This is a genomic window from Bradyrhizobium sp. 482_C4_N1_8, assembly GCF_052075965.1.
GTDB classification, from domain to species: Bacteria; Pseudomonadota; Alphaproteobacteria; order Rhizobiales; family Xanthobacteraceae; genus Bradyrhizobium; species Bradyrhizobium barranii.
Map to the genome: position 1 here is coordinate 3,784,136 of NZ_CP197231.1, position 15,163 is coordinate 3,799,298.

Here is a 15,163-nt window from a genome sequence, read left to right on the forward strand (position 1 = left end):
GCGCCCGGTTGCGCGGTTCCCACTGATGCCAATTCGCCGCAACCGAATCCGCTCGACACCACAATGGTGGATGACGCGCATCATGCCAATCCACCGCCCAGGTAAATTGTCATTTCGCATGCGGGACTTGCAAGGCGGACACACCGGAAAGGCGGCTGAATAATGCCCCCTGGCGCCCTTCTATTGGCGGGCGAACGCGCCTATATTCCGGCGTCTTTTCCGAGAGGTAGGAATGTTTCGATCGACCCGGACCGCCGTCATCACGGCATTGTGCATAGCGTTTTCAGCCCACCTCAATCCGGCCGCCGCGCAGGACCGTCGTACACCGTCCTCGCCCGCCGAGCTGCGGCTGTCCTATGCGCCGATCGTGCAGCGGGTGCAGCCAGCTGTCGTCAACGTCTACGCCGCCAAGGTGGTGCAGAACCGCAATCCGCTGCTGGACGACCCGATCTTCCGCCGCTTCTTCGGCGTGCCGGGCCAGCAGCCCGAGCAGATGCAGCGCTCGCTCGGCTCCGGTGTCATCGTCGATGCCTCCGGCCTCGTCGTCACCAACGTCCACGTCATCGAGGGCGCGGACCAGGTGAAAGTATCGCTGTCGGACAAGCGGGAATTCGAGGCCGAGATCCTGCTGAAGGATCCGCGCACCGATCTCGCCGTGCTGCGCCTGAAGGACACCAAGGAAAAGTTTCCGACCCTCGACTTCACCAATTCCGACGAACTGCTGGTTGGCGACGTCGTGCTCGCGATCGGCAATCCCTTCGGCGTCGGCCAGACCGTGACCCACGGCATCATCTCGGCGCTCGCGCGCACCCAGGTCGGCATCACCGACTACCAGTTCTTCATCCAGACCGATGCGGCCATCAATCCCGGCAATTCCGGCGGCGCGCTGGTCGACATGAGCGGAAAGCTCGCCGGCATCAATACCGCGATCTATTCGCGCTCCGGCGGCTCGCAAGGCATCGGCTTTGCGATTCCCGCCAACATGGTGCGCGTCGTCGTCGCCTCCGCCAAGAGCGGCGGCAAGGCGGTGAAGCGGCCGTGGCTAGGGGCAAAATTGCAGGCGGTGACGCCCGAGATCGCCGAGAGCCTCGGCCTGCGTTCGCCGACCGGCGCGCTGGTCGCAAGCGTGGTCTCGAGCGGCCCCGCGGCCAAGGCCGGCCTGAAATCCTCCGATCTCATCACCGGGATCGACGGCCAGACGGTGGATGATCCCAACGCGTTCGACTACCGCTTCGCCACGCGTCCGCTCGGCGGCACGGCGCAGATCGACGTGCAGCGCGGCGGCAAGCCGCTCAAGGTCACGATCGCGCTCGAGACCGCACCGGACTCCGGCCGCAACGAACTCGTCGTCACCGCGCGCTCGCCGTTCCAGGGCGCGAAGGTCTCGTCCATCACGCCGGCGGTTGCCGACGAGCTGCATCTGGACGCCGACACCGAAGGCGTCGTGATCACCGATCTCGGCGGCGACAGCGCGGCTGCGAGTGTCGGCTTCCAGAAGGGCGACATCATCCTCGCCGTCAACAACCAGAAGATCGGCAGGACCGCCGACCTCGAAAAGGCGGCGGGCGAACGGCCGCGGATCTGGCGCATCACGCTGGTGCGTGGCGGCCAGCAGATCAACGTCACGCTGGGCGGATGAGCCCGAAGCGACCACAGGAGACGCCAACTCTCTTCGCCGCGGCGGGGCTCGACCACGAGGCTCCGCATCCGCTGCCGGACCGGCTGCGCCCGCGCGCGCTGTCGGAGGTCGTTGGCCAGGACCATATCCTCGGTCCCGACGGTGCGCTGACGCGCATGCTGGAGACGCGCACGCTCGGCTCGCTGGTGTTCTGGGGCCCGCCCGGCACCGGCAAGACCACGGTGGCGCGGCTGCTGGCGGATGCGACCGATCTGCATTTCGAGCAGATCTCCGCCGTGTTCTCCGGCGTTGCCGATCTGAAGAGGGCGTTCGATGCCGCGCGCGCCCGCCGCGAGATGGGCAAGGGCACGCTGCTGTTCGTCGACGAGGTGCATCGCTTCAATCGCGCCCAGCAGGATTCGTTTCTGCCCGTTATGGAAGACGGCACCGTCGTGATGGTCGGCGCGACCACCGAAAACCCGTCCTTCGAGCTCAACGCGGCGTTGCTCTCGCGCGCGCGCGTGCTGGTGTTTCGCTCGCTCGATGCCGCCGCGATCGAAAAACTGTTCGCGCATGCCGAGGAGGTCGAGGGCCGCAAGCTGCCGCTCGATGACGAGGCGCGCGCCGTGCTGGTGCGCATGGCCGACGGCGACGGCCGGGCATCGCTGACGCTTGTCGAGGAAGTCTGGCGCTCGGCGCGGGCGGACGAGATTTTCAACGCGGCGCAGTTGCAGGAGATCCTGCAGCGCCGCGCGCCGATCTACGACAAGTCAGCCGACGGTCACTACAACCTGATCTCGGCGCTGCATAAGTCGGTGCGGGGCTCCGATCCCGACGCCGCGCTGTATTACCTCGCGCGCATGCTCGATGCCGGCGAGGACCCGCTGTTCCTGGCCCGCCGCGTCGTGCGCATGGCGGTCGAGGACATCGGCCTTGCCGATCCGCAGGCGCTCGTCATTGCCAACGCGGCCAAGGACGCCTTCGACTTCCTCGGCCATCCCGAGGGCGAGCTCGCGATCGCGCAAGCCGTCGTCTATCTCGCCACCGCGCCGAAATCGAATGCCGTCTACACGGCTTTCAAGGCCGCGATGCAGGTCGCAAAACAGGCCGGCTCGCTGCTACCGCCAAAGCACATCCTCAATTCCCCGACCAAGCTGATGAAGTCCGAAGGCTACGGCGCGGCCTACGAATACGACCACGACGCCCCCGACGCCTTCTCCGGCCAGGACTACTTTCCGGAAGCCCTGGGCCGCCAGACCTTCTACGACCCGCCCGAGCGCGGTTTTGAGCGCGAGATCCGCAAGCGGCTGGATTACTGGGCCAAGCTGCGGAAGGAGCGGGGTGGCTCGCGCTAGAAACGGCCATTTTGCCGTGACGGGAGCCGGCTTTTAGGGTACGCAGGCAACCATGAGCCGCCGCATCAAGAGAATGAACCCAAAGCCCCGCTCGCGTGACGAGCGCGACGATTCGCGTCCATTCAAGGCGCGCACTGCGAAGAAGGCGGGACCACGGCTGGGTGGCAAGCCGGGTGCGAAGCCGCCGCGCTTTGCGGCGGAGCGTGCCGAGCGGCGGCCGCCCAAGGCTGCGCCCGAAGCGTCGGCGCCGGCAAAGCCCGTCGAGGCGCTGCTGCCGACGAAGGTGCAGACCGTCAAGGTGACGGCTGATGAAAACAACATGCGCGTCGATCGTTTCCTGGAAGCGCGCTTTCCCGGCCTGTCGTTCTCCCACATCCAGCGCGTCGTCCGCAAAGGCGAGCTGCGCGTCGACGGCAAGCGTGTCGACAGCAAGGATCGGCTGGAGGAGGGCCAGAGCGTCCGTATCCCGCCGCTGAAGCTCGACACGCCGAAGGCTGTCGGCGAGCTGTCGGAAGGTGCCCAAAAGACGCTTCAGGCGCTCAAAGAGATGACGATCTACGAGGACGACGACGTCCTCGTCCTGAACAAGCCTCTCGGCCTCGCCGTGCAGGGTGGCTCGGGCATGACGCGGCACATCGACCAGATGCTGGAGGTGATGCGCGATTCCAAGGGCCAGAAGCCGCGCCTCGTGCACCGCATCGACCGGGAGACCTCGGGCTGCCTGTTGATCGCCAAGACGCGATTTGCCGCCTCGCATCTGACCGGCGCCTTCCGCTCGCGGTCCGCGCGAAAAACCTATTGGGCGCTGGTGCCGGGTCTGCCGAAGCCGAAGCAGGGCCGCATCTCGACCTTCCTCGCGAAGGAAGAGAGCGAGGACGACACCATCATGCGCATCGCCCAGCATGGCGACGAAGGTGCCAGCCACGCGGTGACGTACTATGCGGTGGTCGAGACCGCAGGCAACAAGCTGACCTGGGTGTCGCTCAAGCCCGTGACGGGCCGCACCCACCAGCTGCGCGCCCACATGGAGCATATCGGCCACCCCATCGTCGGCGATCCCAAATATTTCAACATCGAGAATTGGCAGCTGCCGGGCGGACTGCAAAACCGGCTGCATCTGCTCGCGCGCCGCATCGTCATTCCGCATCCGCGCGGCGGCGTGATCGACGCCACCGCGCCATTGCCGCCGCACATGCAGCAGTCGTGGAATCTGCTCGGGCTCGATGCGAGCCGGTTTGATCCGATCGAGAACGCGCCGGAAGAGTAGGGATTGGACGTGCCGGCTGCGGCAGTTGCGCGACCGAGTAAGCCACATTCTCCGGTGTCATCGCCCGCCTTGTGCGCAATTGCGCACTGGGGCGGGCGATCCAGTACTCCGAGACGGTTGCGGTTGAATCGATAGGCCGCGGCGTACTGGATGCCCCGCCTTCGCGGGGCATGACAGCTGTGAGTCGAACAACCCCCTCACTTCCGAAACTGCTCCAGAAACATCCGCAAACTGTCATGCGGGCTCTCGACATCCGTGATCAGCCAGCCTTCGGGTCCGTTGACCAGGACGAAGTTCAGCGTGACCTTTCGCCCGCGATTGTCGAAATTCGCCGCGACATAGGTCTTGTCGTATTGCCTGCGAACGACCGCGATCGCGACCGGGCCGAGCTTCCAGCTCGGGCTCTGCACCAGGAAGTCGTAGGGCTCGACCCTCGGCGCGCTCCAGGCCTTGCGCAGGCTGGGGTCGAAGAATTGCCGGGCGGAGGCGGCATCACGCGGCAGGCCTTTTGACAGTTCCGGCGCGCCATCGCCGTAATGCGCGTAGACATTGCGGACCAGCGATTCCGGGGTGCGGAAACCGGCGTCCGCCGCGGCCAGCCAGAGTCCGGCGAGAAGGGTCACAATGCCCGCAAGTTCCCTCATGCCTTGCCGCTCGCTTTATCAGCCGCCGGTCTTGGCTTACAAGCCTAGCATCCAGAGACCGGGGCCGAAACGAGATGCGCGAATTGTTCGATGAGGTTGCGGGGCGGTCCCCGCTCGATCCGCAGGAGGCGGTGCGCCAGGCCGCGCGTACGCCGCGGCGCAAGCGCTTCTACAAGGAGGCGGGCCTGGCCGAGGCCGAGGGCGGTTTCGCCATCACGCTGGACGGCAGGCCGATCCGGACGCCATCGGCCCGCCAGGTGGTGATCCCGTCGCGCGCGCTGGCCGATGCCGTGGCCGCGGAATGGGCGGCCCAGGGCGAGACGATTAATCCAGTGACCATGCCGCTGACGCGGATCGCCAACAGCGTCGTCGAGGGTGTCATCGATCACGTCGAGCTCGTCAGCGACGACCTTGCAAAATACTTCGAGACCGACCTGCTGTTCTATCGCGCCGGCCACCCCGAAGGGCTGGTCGCCCGCGAGGCCACGCATTGGGATCCCGTGCTGTTCTGGGCCGCGGAGACGCTGGGCGCGCATTTCATCCTGTCCGAAGGCATCATGCATGTGAGGCAGCCGGACGAGGCCGTTCAGGCCGCCCGCGCCGCGCTGCCCGGTGATCCCTGGTCTATCGCGGCGCTCCACGTGGTGACGACCCTGACCGGTTCTGCGCTGCTGGCGCTGGCGCTCGCCCATGGCGTGCGCGATGCCGGCCAGGTCTGGGCCGCCGCCCATGTCGACGAGGACTGGAACGCCGAGAAATGGGGCGTGGACGAGGAGGCGGGTGCCCGCCGCGCCGCCCGCCTGAAGGATTTTGAGGCCGCCGTCGCAGTGCTGGCGGCCGTGAAGCCGCAAGTGGACAAAGGTCCTTAACGAGAGGGAAAGGACCAATCGAGCAAGATCAAGCGTTTCCCACGCACGGTTTCCCACTTCCTCTGACTGGCCGCGCACAGCGGCGCACGCCGCCCGGCCGATTTCCGGGCGAAGCTTAAAGCCGCAGCGCCGCGTTTCCGCCCTCCCGCCCATCGCTGCGGCCCGGTCGGGTGCCGCGCTCCCGGTGCGCTGTACGGCCTTCTAATGGCCGATAACGCCTGCGGCTTGCCGTCGTTGTCTGAGGTTGAACCGGCGACTATCGCTTCCGTCTGGGCGAGCACTGCCGCTCCCGTCCATTGGAAAGCGAACTGAAAATGAATTTCGAAAGCAGCACCGATGTCGTCTCCATCACCAGCGATGACGGCGACGCCCTGGTCCCCGGCACGCAAGCCCGTGCGGTGGCAGAGCAGGAAGCCAACGTGACCGGCAAGCCTGTCACGATCCGCAACCCCGTCACCGACAAGGTGCTGGCGACCATCAGACCAGCGTCCGTCGAGAAGGCCGCAAAGGGTTTCGAGAACGCTGGCGCTCGACGTGGTGATGGCGCGATGACGTGATGCCGTCCTAATCTGATGGCAAAATCCCGTTTCGTTTTAATTTTCATGAATGAGCAATTTTGACCATTAGCTCGCGTTGTTTTGCGGAACAGTATCTCCATCACCGCTCTATTCTCGGCATCCATCGGTGACGGAGACCCGCCCGATTTTGGGAGGTTTATGGGAGGTGCCCACGCCGGTTTTCCCCAACCTCCCGAGGAGTGATCGCAATGACACCAGATGAACCAACGGTAGAGGAAGTTGTGAAGGCACCAGAGGCAGCTCCGGCTGTGGAGACAGCTCCTACGGAGGCTCCGGCTGTGGAGGCTCCGGCGGATGCACCGGCTGCGGTTGAAGCACCGAAGGCAGAGTAGTGATGGTTACGGCCCCCGGCGAAGGGGGTCCTTTGCCGGGGTGGTAGTTAGAAGTCCACAAATGAGCACCACACCTCGTTTGCCGGGTCGCGCGATCTTGTCGCCATCGGCATCGCCGCCCTCAAAGGCAATTGTTTCAGCAGCAAGGCAATATCGGCATCCGAAATCGTTAAGCGAGCCGGATCGATCGCGACCAGCGCCCCGTCACCGACGAGGTGCTGGCGATCATCAGACCAGCGTCGGTCGAGAGGACCGCAAAGGGTTTCGAGAACGCTGGCGCTCGACGTGCTGATGGCGCGATGCCGTGATGCCGCGCCTGTCATTGCCCTGCTCGCCGACAGCGTCCTTAGCATCGCAAATCGCTTCCGGGACCTCATGCCTTTCAGGCGAGATCAGAAGTTGTTTCCGCATTTCGACGAGGCGGGCACGGCAGTATTCGCGGTAGAGGAAGTCGAATATGGCGGACATGATCCAACCCTCGTTGTTCGAGTTGATCTGCACCATTAATTTCAAGGTATCATTTATCTTTGGGTCCAGGATGTGAACTAGATCACAACTCTTCCCTCTTAAGTTTGCCTGCGGCTTCTAGCCGCCATTGGCCTCGTCCCTGTCCGGCTCGGCGGCAGCTTCGCTGCCCGGTGCATTGCGCGCCGTCCTCAGAAGGTGGGCAATATCGGCATCCGAAATCGTGAAGCGGGCCAGATCGATCGGAGGGGAGAGCGGCGAGGTCCTGACCCGTCGCAGGAGCCAAGCTCGAAACTCCAGCCTGTCGAGCCGCAGCGCCGCCTTCAGGCCCGCTTGGAAAAACCGCTCGCGCTGCGCCGGATTGAGCCTCGACCAGCCCTGCATTGTGGCCTCAAACAGATCAATGCGCCGCATCTGGCGTGCCTTTTGAAAAGCAGATGCGGCAAACAAACATCGAAAAACGAAAAACGCAAATATGCAGGGTTTGTGCGGTCGCGCGGTCCCCGCACAAATTCATGCCCTCCAAAGGACCCTGCCGACCATCTTGCAGAGACTGCCCTCGCGGGCGCCAGCGCTCGCGCAATGTTCACTTTTGCACGTTCATACGGAACCATGCGGCCTGCTTTGCGTTTGCGCATGGAACTAAATGGTCGGGTGGATCGTGGCGGAGTTGCCAGTCGTACTTGTCGTCGAAGATGACGACCTCATTCAGCAGATGATCGAAGATGCGCTAGCTGAAGGCGGCTTTGAGCCTGCCATCGCGGCCTCGGGTGACGAGGCGGTGACGTTGCTCAACGGCGGCGTTGTCATCAAGAACAGCGAGGTGCGGTATCGGGGCGCTTGTCACTGACATCAATCTGAAGGGCAAATTGGATGGATGGCGCGTTGCAAAGAAGGCTCGCGAAATTGATCCTGCGTTCCCTATAGTCTACGTGACGGGGGCTGCCGCCGACGATTGGGCGTCGAAAGGCGTGCCTAACAGCATTCTGCTGAACAAGCCGTTTGCTGCAGCCCAATTAGTTACGGCGGTATCCCAGCTACTTAACACAGGCTCGCCGATCTAACGATCAAAAGACAGGCGACCGATTGCGGAGGGTCGCCATCGTCAGGCAGACCGCTTGTTTTGCGGGTCCACGGCGACGGACAGGTGGCAGGCGGCGCTCACCGGAAGCGGACATCACGGATCACCACGACGGCCCGGTCGTCGAATACGGTTGCCTTCTCACCGTTGGTATGTAGAACGACTTTCGGGTGTTCGCTGCATGCAGCAGTGACAGGTCAAGCGATGGTCGGGCCGCCACGCGGAAAGCGTGCGCCCAATGGATCATCGACTGTCACCCAAAGACCTGCCACGAGCCAAATTCTTTGCGGTGGCCACCCTAGCTGTCCTGTTCGAAAATCCGGCCTCGGCAACATCCGCGAATGGCGTGTACTCGGCACAGCCCCTCTACCTCTTCGGCGTCCCGGTTGATTTCATTCTGTTCGGCCTGACGTTGTTGGGCGTAGCCGTGTTCCACCACAAGACGCTTCAAGTGGCGTTGGCCGGGCTTGTGGCCGTTACACTTTACAAGCTCCTGTTTACTGGCTTCCGACAGGGGGAGGGCTTAACCGGCCTGATGTTCCAGCTTCACCACGAATGGGTGACCCTCGCTAACCTGTTTTTGCTGCTGATCGGTTTCGCCATTCTGTCGCGTCATTTCGAGAAGAGCCGAATTCCCGACGCGATGCCAGCATTCCTGTCAAATGGTTGGAGTGGCGGCTTGGCTCTGCTTGCTATTGTATTTGTGTCGTCGAGCTTCCTCGACAATATTGCCGCCGCCCTGATCGGCGGCACAATGGCACGCCACGTTTTCAAGGGCAAAGTACATATCGGTTACCTTGCCGCAATCGTTGCAGCCGCTAACGCTGGCGGCTCAGGCAGCGTCGTTGGTGATACCACCACCACCATGATGTGGATCGACGGCATCAGCCCGCTGCGTGTCGTCGAGGCTTATGTTGCAGCCGTCGCGGGCTTCCTGATCTACGGGATACCCGCGGCGCTCGTACAGCACCGCCATTCCCCAATCAAAAAGGATGCGCAGCGTGGCCTGCATATCGAATGGACTTATGTGGGAATTGTCGCTGCAATCCTGATCATCGCTATTGTGGCTAACGTCATCGCCAACTTGAAATTTCCGACGGTGCTCGATGCCGTCCCCGTGATTGGACTTGCATTGTGGATCGTTATCCTCGCGACCGCGCCGCTGCGTCAGCCCGATTGGGCGATCATGCCGGAAACCTTAAAGGGGACGGTCTTCCTTCTGGCCCTTGTCACCAATGCGTCCTTTATGCCGGTCGAAGAATTGCCGGTGGCCTCGTGGCAAACCGCGCTGGGTCTCGGCTTCCTGTCCTCGGTGTTCGACAACATTCCGCTGACAGCGCTTGCGCTCAAGCAGGGCGGTTACGACTGGGGCTTCCTTGCATATTCCGTGGGGTTCGGCGGTTCGATGATTTGGTTCGGCTCGTCTGCGGGCGTCGCAATCTCGAACATGTATCCGGAAGCCAAGTCTGTCGGGCTGTGGTTGCGACACGGCTGGTTTGTCGCGGTGTCGTATATCGTTGGCTTTATCGTGATGCTCGCCATTGTTGGGTGGACTGCCGACGCTCCACACAAGAAGCGTGTTGAGTTGGACATGAATTACAAACTGGCTAGCGTCGAGCGTTCCACCACCACGCCAGAGACAGGCGTCACGGACGAGGCCGCAGGAAGGCCGCACAGCGCGCCGGGAGCGCGGACTACAGGACACGGGCGGGCCGCGCCAGCGCATCCAATCGCAGGGTTTCTGGCCTTGCTGGAAGCTTGGGCGTGACGGGTGGCGCGTCGCCTCCGTTGTGCCCGGCACGCCATCCACCGCAATCTGTAGCGGCTTGCCTGTTCCACGCGGCCCGGCGATCCTACGGGTATGGGTACGAAGTCACGCGAGAGCATTTACGGCGCGTCGGTTCGAGCGGCGGCAGAGCAGGCAGCGGAGGCTCGCAAGGCAGCCGACCGGCTTGCCTGTCAGGCGTGGAACGCGCGCATGCTCGGCTTCAAGGGACCAGCCCAGCCGTCGCCCACGCTAGGTGACGCGCTGAACGCGGGGTACCGCTACCTCGTCGAGGTGCGCTGCCTTGGCTGCGAGACCAATGAAACCGTCGCCCTCGACATTGTGCGGCGACCGAAGGCGACGCCGGTCCATGAACTGGAGCGCTACATGCGCTGCAAGGACTGCTCGGAGGTCCGAGGCTATCCTTACAAGCGCAGCCATCTGGTAGCGCTGCGGCCAAACAAGATTTCAGCTAGCGATCCGCCCGCGATATGGTGGCCGGGCGAATGATGAACCAGCCCTTCCGATTTACACTACCACTGGCCCTCATAGCAGCCGTGCTTTCTGGTTGCTATTCAGATCAAACGCAAGCTCTCGCTACGTGCAGGAACAACGCGGAGAGCCGTGTGGACCAGTCTACTGGCGATGTGGCACAGATGGAAATCTCGGACGCGATCACGCTTTGTATGGAAGCGTCAGGGTATGAGCGGATTGAGGAGGAATGCCCAAAGTCTTTTCGAACTGCCAGTGTTGTTCGAGGCAAGACGTACGAAGAAACCAGTCGAAAAATCAAGCTGCTTGAAATTATGCAGAAGAACGAACCCTCCTGCTACTCACCAATCAAGTGGTATGGAAAGGCAATGCGCAGGCTGGAAAAAACATTATCGCTAGCTCCATCCTACAAGTAGCCTGCATGTGCAACCTCTACAGCATCACCACGAACCAAGCGGCGATCATCGCGCTGTTTCGCGTCGTCAACCTCTATGTCGGCAACCTCGCGCCGATGCCCGGCGTCTTTCCGGACTTTCCTGCCCCCCGCCATCCGCACCGGGAGAGCGGCACCGAGCTTGCGATGATGCGCTGGGGCATGCCGCCACCACCGCGCACAGGCGGGCCACCGGTCACCAACATCCGCAACACGTCGTCACCGCACTGGCGCGGCTGGCTAAAGCCGGAGAACCGGTGCCTGGTGCCGTTCAACAGCTTCGCCGAGTACGCGCCCGAGCCGAACCCGGAGACCAAGAAAAAGGACGTGGTCTGGTTCGCACTCAATGACGACAGGCCGCTCACGGCGTTCGCGGGCATCTGGACGACGTTCAAGGGTGAACGCGGCACGAAGTCCAAGCCGGTGCCGGGGCCACATCAGGTGTACGGCTTCCTCACGACATCGCCGAACGCCGTGGTCGAGCCGATCCATCCGAAGGCCATGCCGGTCATCCTGACGACCGACGAAGAGCGTGACGTTTGGATGCGCGCACCGTGGGATGAAGCCAAGATAATGCAGCGGCCACTGCGGGACGATGCGCTCAGGATCGTCATGCGCGGGGCCGACAAAGAGGATCGCGCGGCGCGAGCGCAACTCAACAACCCTTTCCTTGACGGCCTCGAATGAATGAACAATTTTGATGGTCATTCAGCGGCGTCCCTCCGGCTTCATCGAACCGTGTCTACCGTCGAAGGTGGCCGAGCCGCCGTCCGGCCCGGACTGGGTCCACGAAATCAAGCACGAGGGCTACCGGCTGATGGTGCGCCGGGATGCTCATCGGGTTTTTACCGCCGCGCAGAACTGTTCCGTGACCGCCGTCGTTTCCTCGGTGACGTTCCAGCCGTTCGTCTCGGCGTTTTTCTTGGCCAACTTTTGCTCGTTCTGAAGCATCTGTTTGATTTGCGCGTACGGCTTCCAGTCGGCCTTGGATAGCTTGACAGGGGGTGCACCGCAGACGTTGTGGGCAATCGCTTTCTGTACACTTGTGCTAACGTCGCTCATGAGGTCCTCGACGACGGCAGTGAAGCGCGCCTTGGCGTATTGGCTGTTGGCTGCAATAAAGTCCTTGCAGAAGGTGACCCGTTGACCTCCATCGCGGGCCTTGATGTAGGCCGTCTGCGCTTCGTAATGGAGGCGGTAGGCCAGTTTGTCGGCGTTCGGGTCGGATTTCACCGCTTCGAGCATGGCGCGGTGGTCACTCGAGGTGGCCTCACTGATCCTGATGTCACATACTTTGGCGAGGGAGAAGACCGGAGCGTAGGCCCGCACCTCGGCTTCCAGGGCATCGTTGGCGCGCGCAACTGGTGCGTACAGGCTGGCGGCGATTGCGAAAGCAGCGAGACAGCGTTTCATTGATGCCATGCTCCAGATCACCAAACCGTAAGCGGCGGCCGCGGCGCACCTCGGTCTTCATAGTTCTGACCAAATGGCGAACCCCACGTACGCGAGTACCGCCATGCTGAGAACGATGACCGCAATCGCGGTAAGTTCGATGGTGAAAAGTCGTCTTGATGCCATGCACCACTTTTTGCGGCAGTCGAGCGGCGGCGTTGATCTTGATCAAGCCCGCCTTCTCGGTCGCTGGAGCGGTTCCCAGGGTGCTGGAGCGGGAACTTGTGGATGCGCGCACCGTGGGATGAAGCCCAGGGCGTTGGACTACGGTCGTGTCTGTGATGCCGTCCACAGCGTGCGCAGATGCTGCAGCACAAGTTCAATGTTTCCGATGAACTTAACCATGATCGGTACCAATCGCGGTGCGTGCTGACGGATGTGGCTCACCTGCGTCGGGCCGAAATCGTGCGACAGGCGATTGCGGATCGTGATCGCGCTCGACGGCAGCGGGAGGCGCGATTGATGCTCGAACAGGGCATCGAGTTCGGCTTCCGAAATCGTGAGCTTCATCTTGCGTGCGGATGATTTGGTTTCCGGCAATCTGACACCCATGCGTTGATGGAATGCACCGGGCGCTGGTTGGTTAAGATCGATGCCGACAATGGCTTTCGCCAGTTTCTCGGCCCCGAAATAGTAGACAACAAATTGCGCATGAGAATTGGCTGGAAGCGCCGTCACATCGAACTTGGCAAGAGCCAACGGGATATCCTCCAACCTTCGATAGTAGGACCCTTTCAATTCCGGGTCCGGCCTGAACGACCGATCAAGCGCCATCGGGAAACTCCATGTTGAAAAGCCCAGTTGTAAATGCAGCGGATGGCTACTGGCTGATGGTGCACCGGGATGGCGCGCGGGTCCGCTGTTTCACCCGCAACGGTCATGACTGGACGGATCGCTTCTCACGATGGAGCGAGTAACGGAGCAGTTCCGTTCACGTAGATGAACGTGTGGTTTGATCCAGGTCAAGAGCGCGCAGCCCCCGCGCGCGAGCTTCGGATAGACCGCGGTTCGGCGCGATGCGCAAGTGTCCCGCGGCTTCCTCTCCAGAAGAAGGAGTACGCCTAATGTTGCGTCGAATTCTCATCGCTTCGGCAGCTGCGGCCATGCTGCTAGTCACCTTCACTCCCGACGACGCCGATGCTCGCGGTCGCGGGGGTGGCGCCTATCGGGGCGGTGGAGGCTACCGCGGCGGCGCTGTAGCAGTTCGAGGAGCTCGGGGCGGCGCCGTCGCGGTGCGCGGCGGGCGGTACGGCTATCGTGGGGGTGCCTATCGCGGCTACGGCTATCGCGGGTATGGTGTCGGTGCGGCGGCGGTCGGGGCCGCTGCGGTCGGAGCCGCGGCGGCTGGGGCCTACCGCGGCAACTGCTACGACGCCTACGGCAACTACATTTGCGGCGGGTACCGTCCGTACTGAGCGGCGCGTCGCGGTTGGTCTATGGTGCTCGAAGCCGATGAAGAGCAGAAGCGAACCATTCATAATCGGATGGGGCGGCACACCTTGCCAGCGAGGTGCGCCGCCCTGACACGTCGGCACGGGTTGAGGTGACGAGGATGCCCGTGTCGACGCAGTTCGTGTTAGAGGGTGGCGCGGGAGATGGTCGCCCAGTCCCGCGTCCGTGCGATGCCGGGTGTAAGCTTTGGCAGGGAGCCGCCCAGGCTCACACAATGCGTGTTCATCGCCGCACATCCCATGCATGCATCGGCGACGATCTGGGCGACCCGTTGGTGCGCGGAACCGTGACCAACTGGCATCCCAAGATCGCCAGCGGATTGCAGTCGGGCCGATGCTCCACTGGCAGCCGCTCGTCCATCGCACGCCAGACCAGCGCAGTTTCGGCGCGCTCGATAGCAAGCAAATCGCCCCGCGCCTCGGCTTCGGCCTTCTGGCGTGCTTCGTGCGACAGCGCAGCCTTGTCATCGGCTTCCGTGCTGATCTCGCGATCAAGCGCGGCAATCAGCGCATCCCGATGCAGCCACGCGACCAGCGCGAGCGCGTCGGCTGTTTCGGTGAAGGCCAGTGAACGACGCTCTGCGTGAACCTCCGATGTGAGGCTCTGCGTCTGGAAATCCACCGGCCCATCAAGCTCGACCAACCGGCTGACCGATGGCGTTCCACGCTGCGCCAATGCCTCGATCTGTTCGCGCATGCGCTGCTTGCAGAAGGCGCTCGGGTAAGGCGCGGACGCGATCCGATGCAGGTCGGCGCGCAACTCGCGAACGCGCCGGCGCAAGCTTTCGATGCCCGACAAAACGTCCTCGCCCTTGTTCAGCTTCGGCGGCTCGGTCTCAACCTCTTCGAGCGTGGTGCCGTGCGGCTTGCCATCGCGAAGCCAACTCTCGACCGCAGCCTTCGCTTGTGATGCTGTTTGCCATGCCGCCGTCCGCACCTCCCGCAATTCTGTCAGTCGCTTCAAATCGGCAGTCATCTTTTCGAGATACTTGATTGCGGATTTGACGCGTGGGTCATCCGGCTTAAGGTTGAAGCCAAAATCCTGCGGGTGATCGGTCAGCCGCTTCAATTCATTCGCGGCTTCGATCTTCGTCATGCTCGCTTCACGAACAGTCTCGAACTCTGGAATGAGCCGATGCGCATCGGCGGCACGCTGGCGCAGCAGCCGCAGCCGTTCGGCAGCAACGGGCGGCAGCCACTCGATCACGTCGAGTTGCGACGGGAGGTACACCCCAGCAGAAAACGGTTGCGGGTTTGCGGGTCCGGGTTCGAAGCTCATGTGTCGCCTCCATGATGATGATCGGAGACACGGTGGCGCAGGCCGTTGGCAAAAAATACCGGGGTCGGCTCGATGGCGGGAT

General features: G+C 62.8%; 15 protein-coding genes and 1 pseudogene. 10 read left to right on the top strand and 6 right to left on the bottom strand.

Going from position 1 to position 15,163, the window contains the following annotated elements; all coding sequences use genetic code 11:
- The first annotated feature begins 232 nt into the window (after window positions 1-232).
- The 3 genes from AB7Z56_RS17830 to AB7Z56_RS17840 are packed head-to-tail and all read left to right on the top strand — an operon-like array spanning window position 233 to window position 4,240.
- Complete coding sequence (locus AB7Z56_RS17830; protein WP_354124168.1) at window positions 233-1,639, top strand: DegQ family serine endoprotease; 1,407 nt, start codon at window positions 233-235, stop codon at window positions 1,637-1,639.
- Window positions 1,636-2,973, top strand: coding sequence for a replication-associated recombination protein A (locus AB7Z56_RS17835; protein WP_354124169.1), 1,338 nt, complete (start codon window positions 1,636-1,638; stop codon window positions 2,971-2,973). Before AB7Z56_RS17830 ends, AB7Z56_RS17835 begins: the two co-directional genes overlap by 4 nt.
- Before the next feature lie 52 nt (window positions 2,974-3,025).
- On the top strand, window positions 3,026-4,240 hold the full coding sequence (locus tag AB7Z56_RS17840; protein WP_247301710.1) for an RluA family pseudouridine synthase: 1,215 nt from the start codon (window positions 3,026-3,028) through the stop codon (window positions 4,238-4,240).
- Between the two features lie 197 nt (window positions 4,241-4,437).
- Here the strand turns inward: AB7Z56_RS17840 and AB7Z56_RS17845 are convergent, their stop codons facing one another.
- Window positions 4,438-4,884 (bottom strand): hypothetical protein, encoded by a 447-nt coding sequence (locus AB7Z56_RS17845; protein ID WP_354124170.1) that lies wholly within the window; start codon window positions 4,882-4,884, stop codon window positions 4,438-4,440.
- A 74-nt stretch (window positions 4,885-4,958) separates the two neighbouring features.
- Here AB7Z56_RS17845 and AB7Z56_RS17850 point away from each other — a divergent pair, with 74 nt between their 5' ends.
- The gene (locus AB7Z56_RS17850) at window positions 4,959-5,753 is read left to right on the top strand and encodes an ATP12 family chaperone protein (RefSeq protein WP_354124171.1); all 795 of its coding nucleotides are present in this window, start codon (window positions 4,959-4,961) and stop codon (window positions 5,751-5,753) included.
- 314 nt (window positions 5,754-6,067) lie between these two features.
- Entirely contained in the window at window positions 6,068-6,310 is a 243-nt protein-coding gene (locus tag AB7Z56_RS17855; RefSeq protein ID WP_063982598.1) for a hypothetical protein, read from the top strand.
- A gap of 400 nt (window positions 6,311-6,710) precedes the next feature.
- On the opposite strand, the gene AB7Z56_RS17860 is transcribed toward AB7Z56_RS17855, so the two are convergent.
- Both AB7Z56_RS17860 and AB7Z56_RS17865 read right to left on the bottom strand, forming a co-directional pair.
- The gene (locus tag AB7Z56_RS17860; RefSeq protein WP_187388017.1) at window positions 6,711-6,986 is read right to left on the bottom strand and encodes a hypothetical protein; all 276 of its coding nucleotides are present in this window, start codon (window positions 6,984-6,986) and stop codon (window positions 6,711-6,713) included.
- Between the two features lie 262 nt (window positions 6,987-7,248).
- Window positions 7,249-7,542: a hypothetical protein gene (locus AB7Z56_RS17865; RefSeq protein WP_063982600.1), complete on the bottom strand. Its 294-nt coding sequence runs from the start codon at window positions 7,540-7,542 to the stop codon at window positions 7,249-7,251.
- A 232-nt stretch (window positions 7,543-7,774) separates the two neighbouring features.
- Between AB7Z56_RS17865 and AB7Z56_RS17870 the strand changes: the two are divergent.
- From AB7Z56_RS17870 to AB7Z56_RS17890, 5 genes and pseudogenes are all read left to right on the top strand, one after another.
- Window positions 7,775-8,192: pseudogene (locus tag AB7Z56_RS17870) on the top strand (response regulator).
- 255 nt (window positions 8,193-8,447) lie between these two features.
- Entirely contained in the window at window positions 8,448-9,977 is a 1,530-nt protein-coding gene (locus AB7Z56_RS17875) for a citrate transporter (RefSeq protein ID WP_341850524.1), read from the top strand.
- A 93-nt stretch (window positions 9,978-10,070) separates the two neighbouring features.
- Window positions 10,071-10,484 carry a hypothetical protein gene (locus AB7Z56_RS17880; RefSeq protein WP_063982602.1) on the top strand — a complete coding sequence of 138 codons (414 nt, stop codon included), beginning with the start codon at window positions 10,071-10,073 and terminating at the stop codon, window positions 10,482-10,484.
- 116 nt (window positions 10,485-10,600) lie between these two features.
- Window positions 10,601-10,882, top strand: coding sequence for a hypothetical protein (locus tag AB7Z56_RS17885; RefSeq protein WP_187388018.1), 282 nt, complete (start codon window positions 10,601-10,603; stop codon window positions 10,880-10,882).
- A gap of 5 nt (window positions 10,883-10,887) precedes the next feature.
- Window positions 10,888-11,586 carry an SOS response-associated peptidase gene (locus tag AB7Z56_RS17890; protein WP_063982604.1) on the top strand — a complete coding sequence of 233 codons (699 nt, stop codon included), beginning with the start codon at window positions 10,888-10,890 and terminating at the stop codon, window positions 11,584-11,586.
- 147 nt (window positions 11,587-11,733) lie between these two features.
- On the opposite strand, the gene AB7Z56_RS17895 is transcribed toward AB7Z56_RS17890, so the two are convergent.
- The 3 genes from AB7Z56_RS17895 to AB7Z56_RS17905 all read right to left on the bottom strand — a co-directional run bounded on the left by AB7Z56_RS17895 (window position 11,734) and on the right by AB7Z56_RS17905 (window position 15,081).
- Window positions 11,734-12,312 (bottom strand): hypothetical protein, encoded by a 579-nt coding sequence (locus AB7Z56_RS17895; RefSeq protein WP_063982605.1) that lies wholly within the window; start codon window positions 12,310-12,312, stop codon window positions 11,734-11,736.
- A 303-nt stretch (window positions 12,313-12,615) separates the two neighbouring features.
- Window positions 12,616-13,125, bottom strand: a complete 510-nt coding sequence (locus AB7Z56_RS17900) for a hypothetical protein (protein ID WP_187388019.1) — start codon at window positions 13,123-13,125, stop codon at window positions 12,616-12,618.
- Between the two features lie 900 nt (window positions 13,126-14,025).
- Window positions 14,026-15,081 carry a hypothetical protein gene (locus tag AB7Z56_RS17905; protein WP_187388020.1) on the bottom strand — a complete coding sequence of 352 codons (1,056 nt, stop codon included), beginning with the start codon at window positions 15,079-15,081 and terminating at the stop codon, window positions 14,026-14,028.
- Window positions 15,082-15,163: the final 82 nt, after the last annotated feature.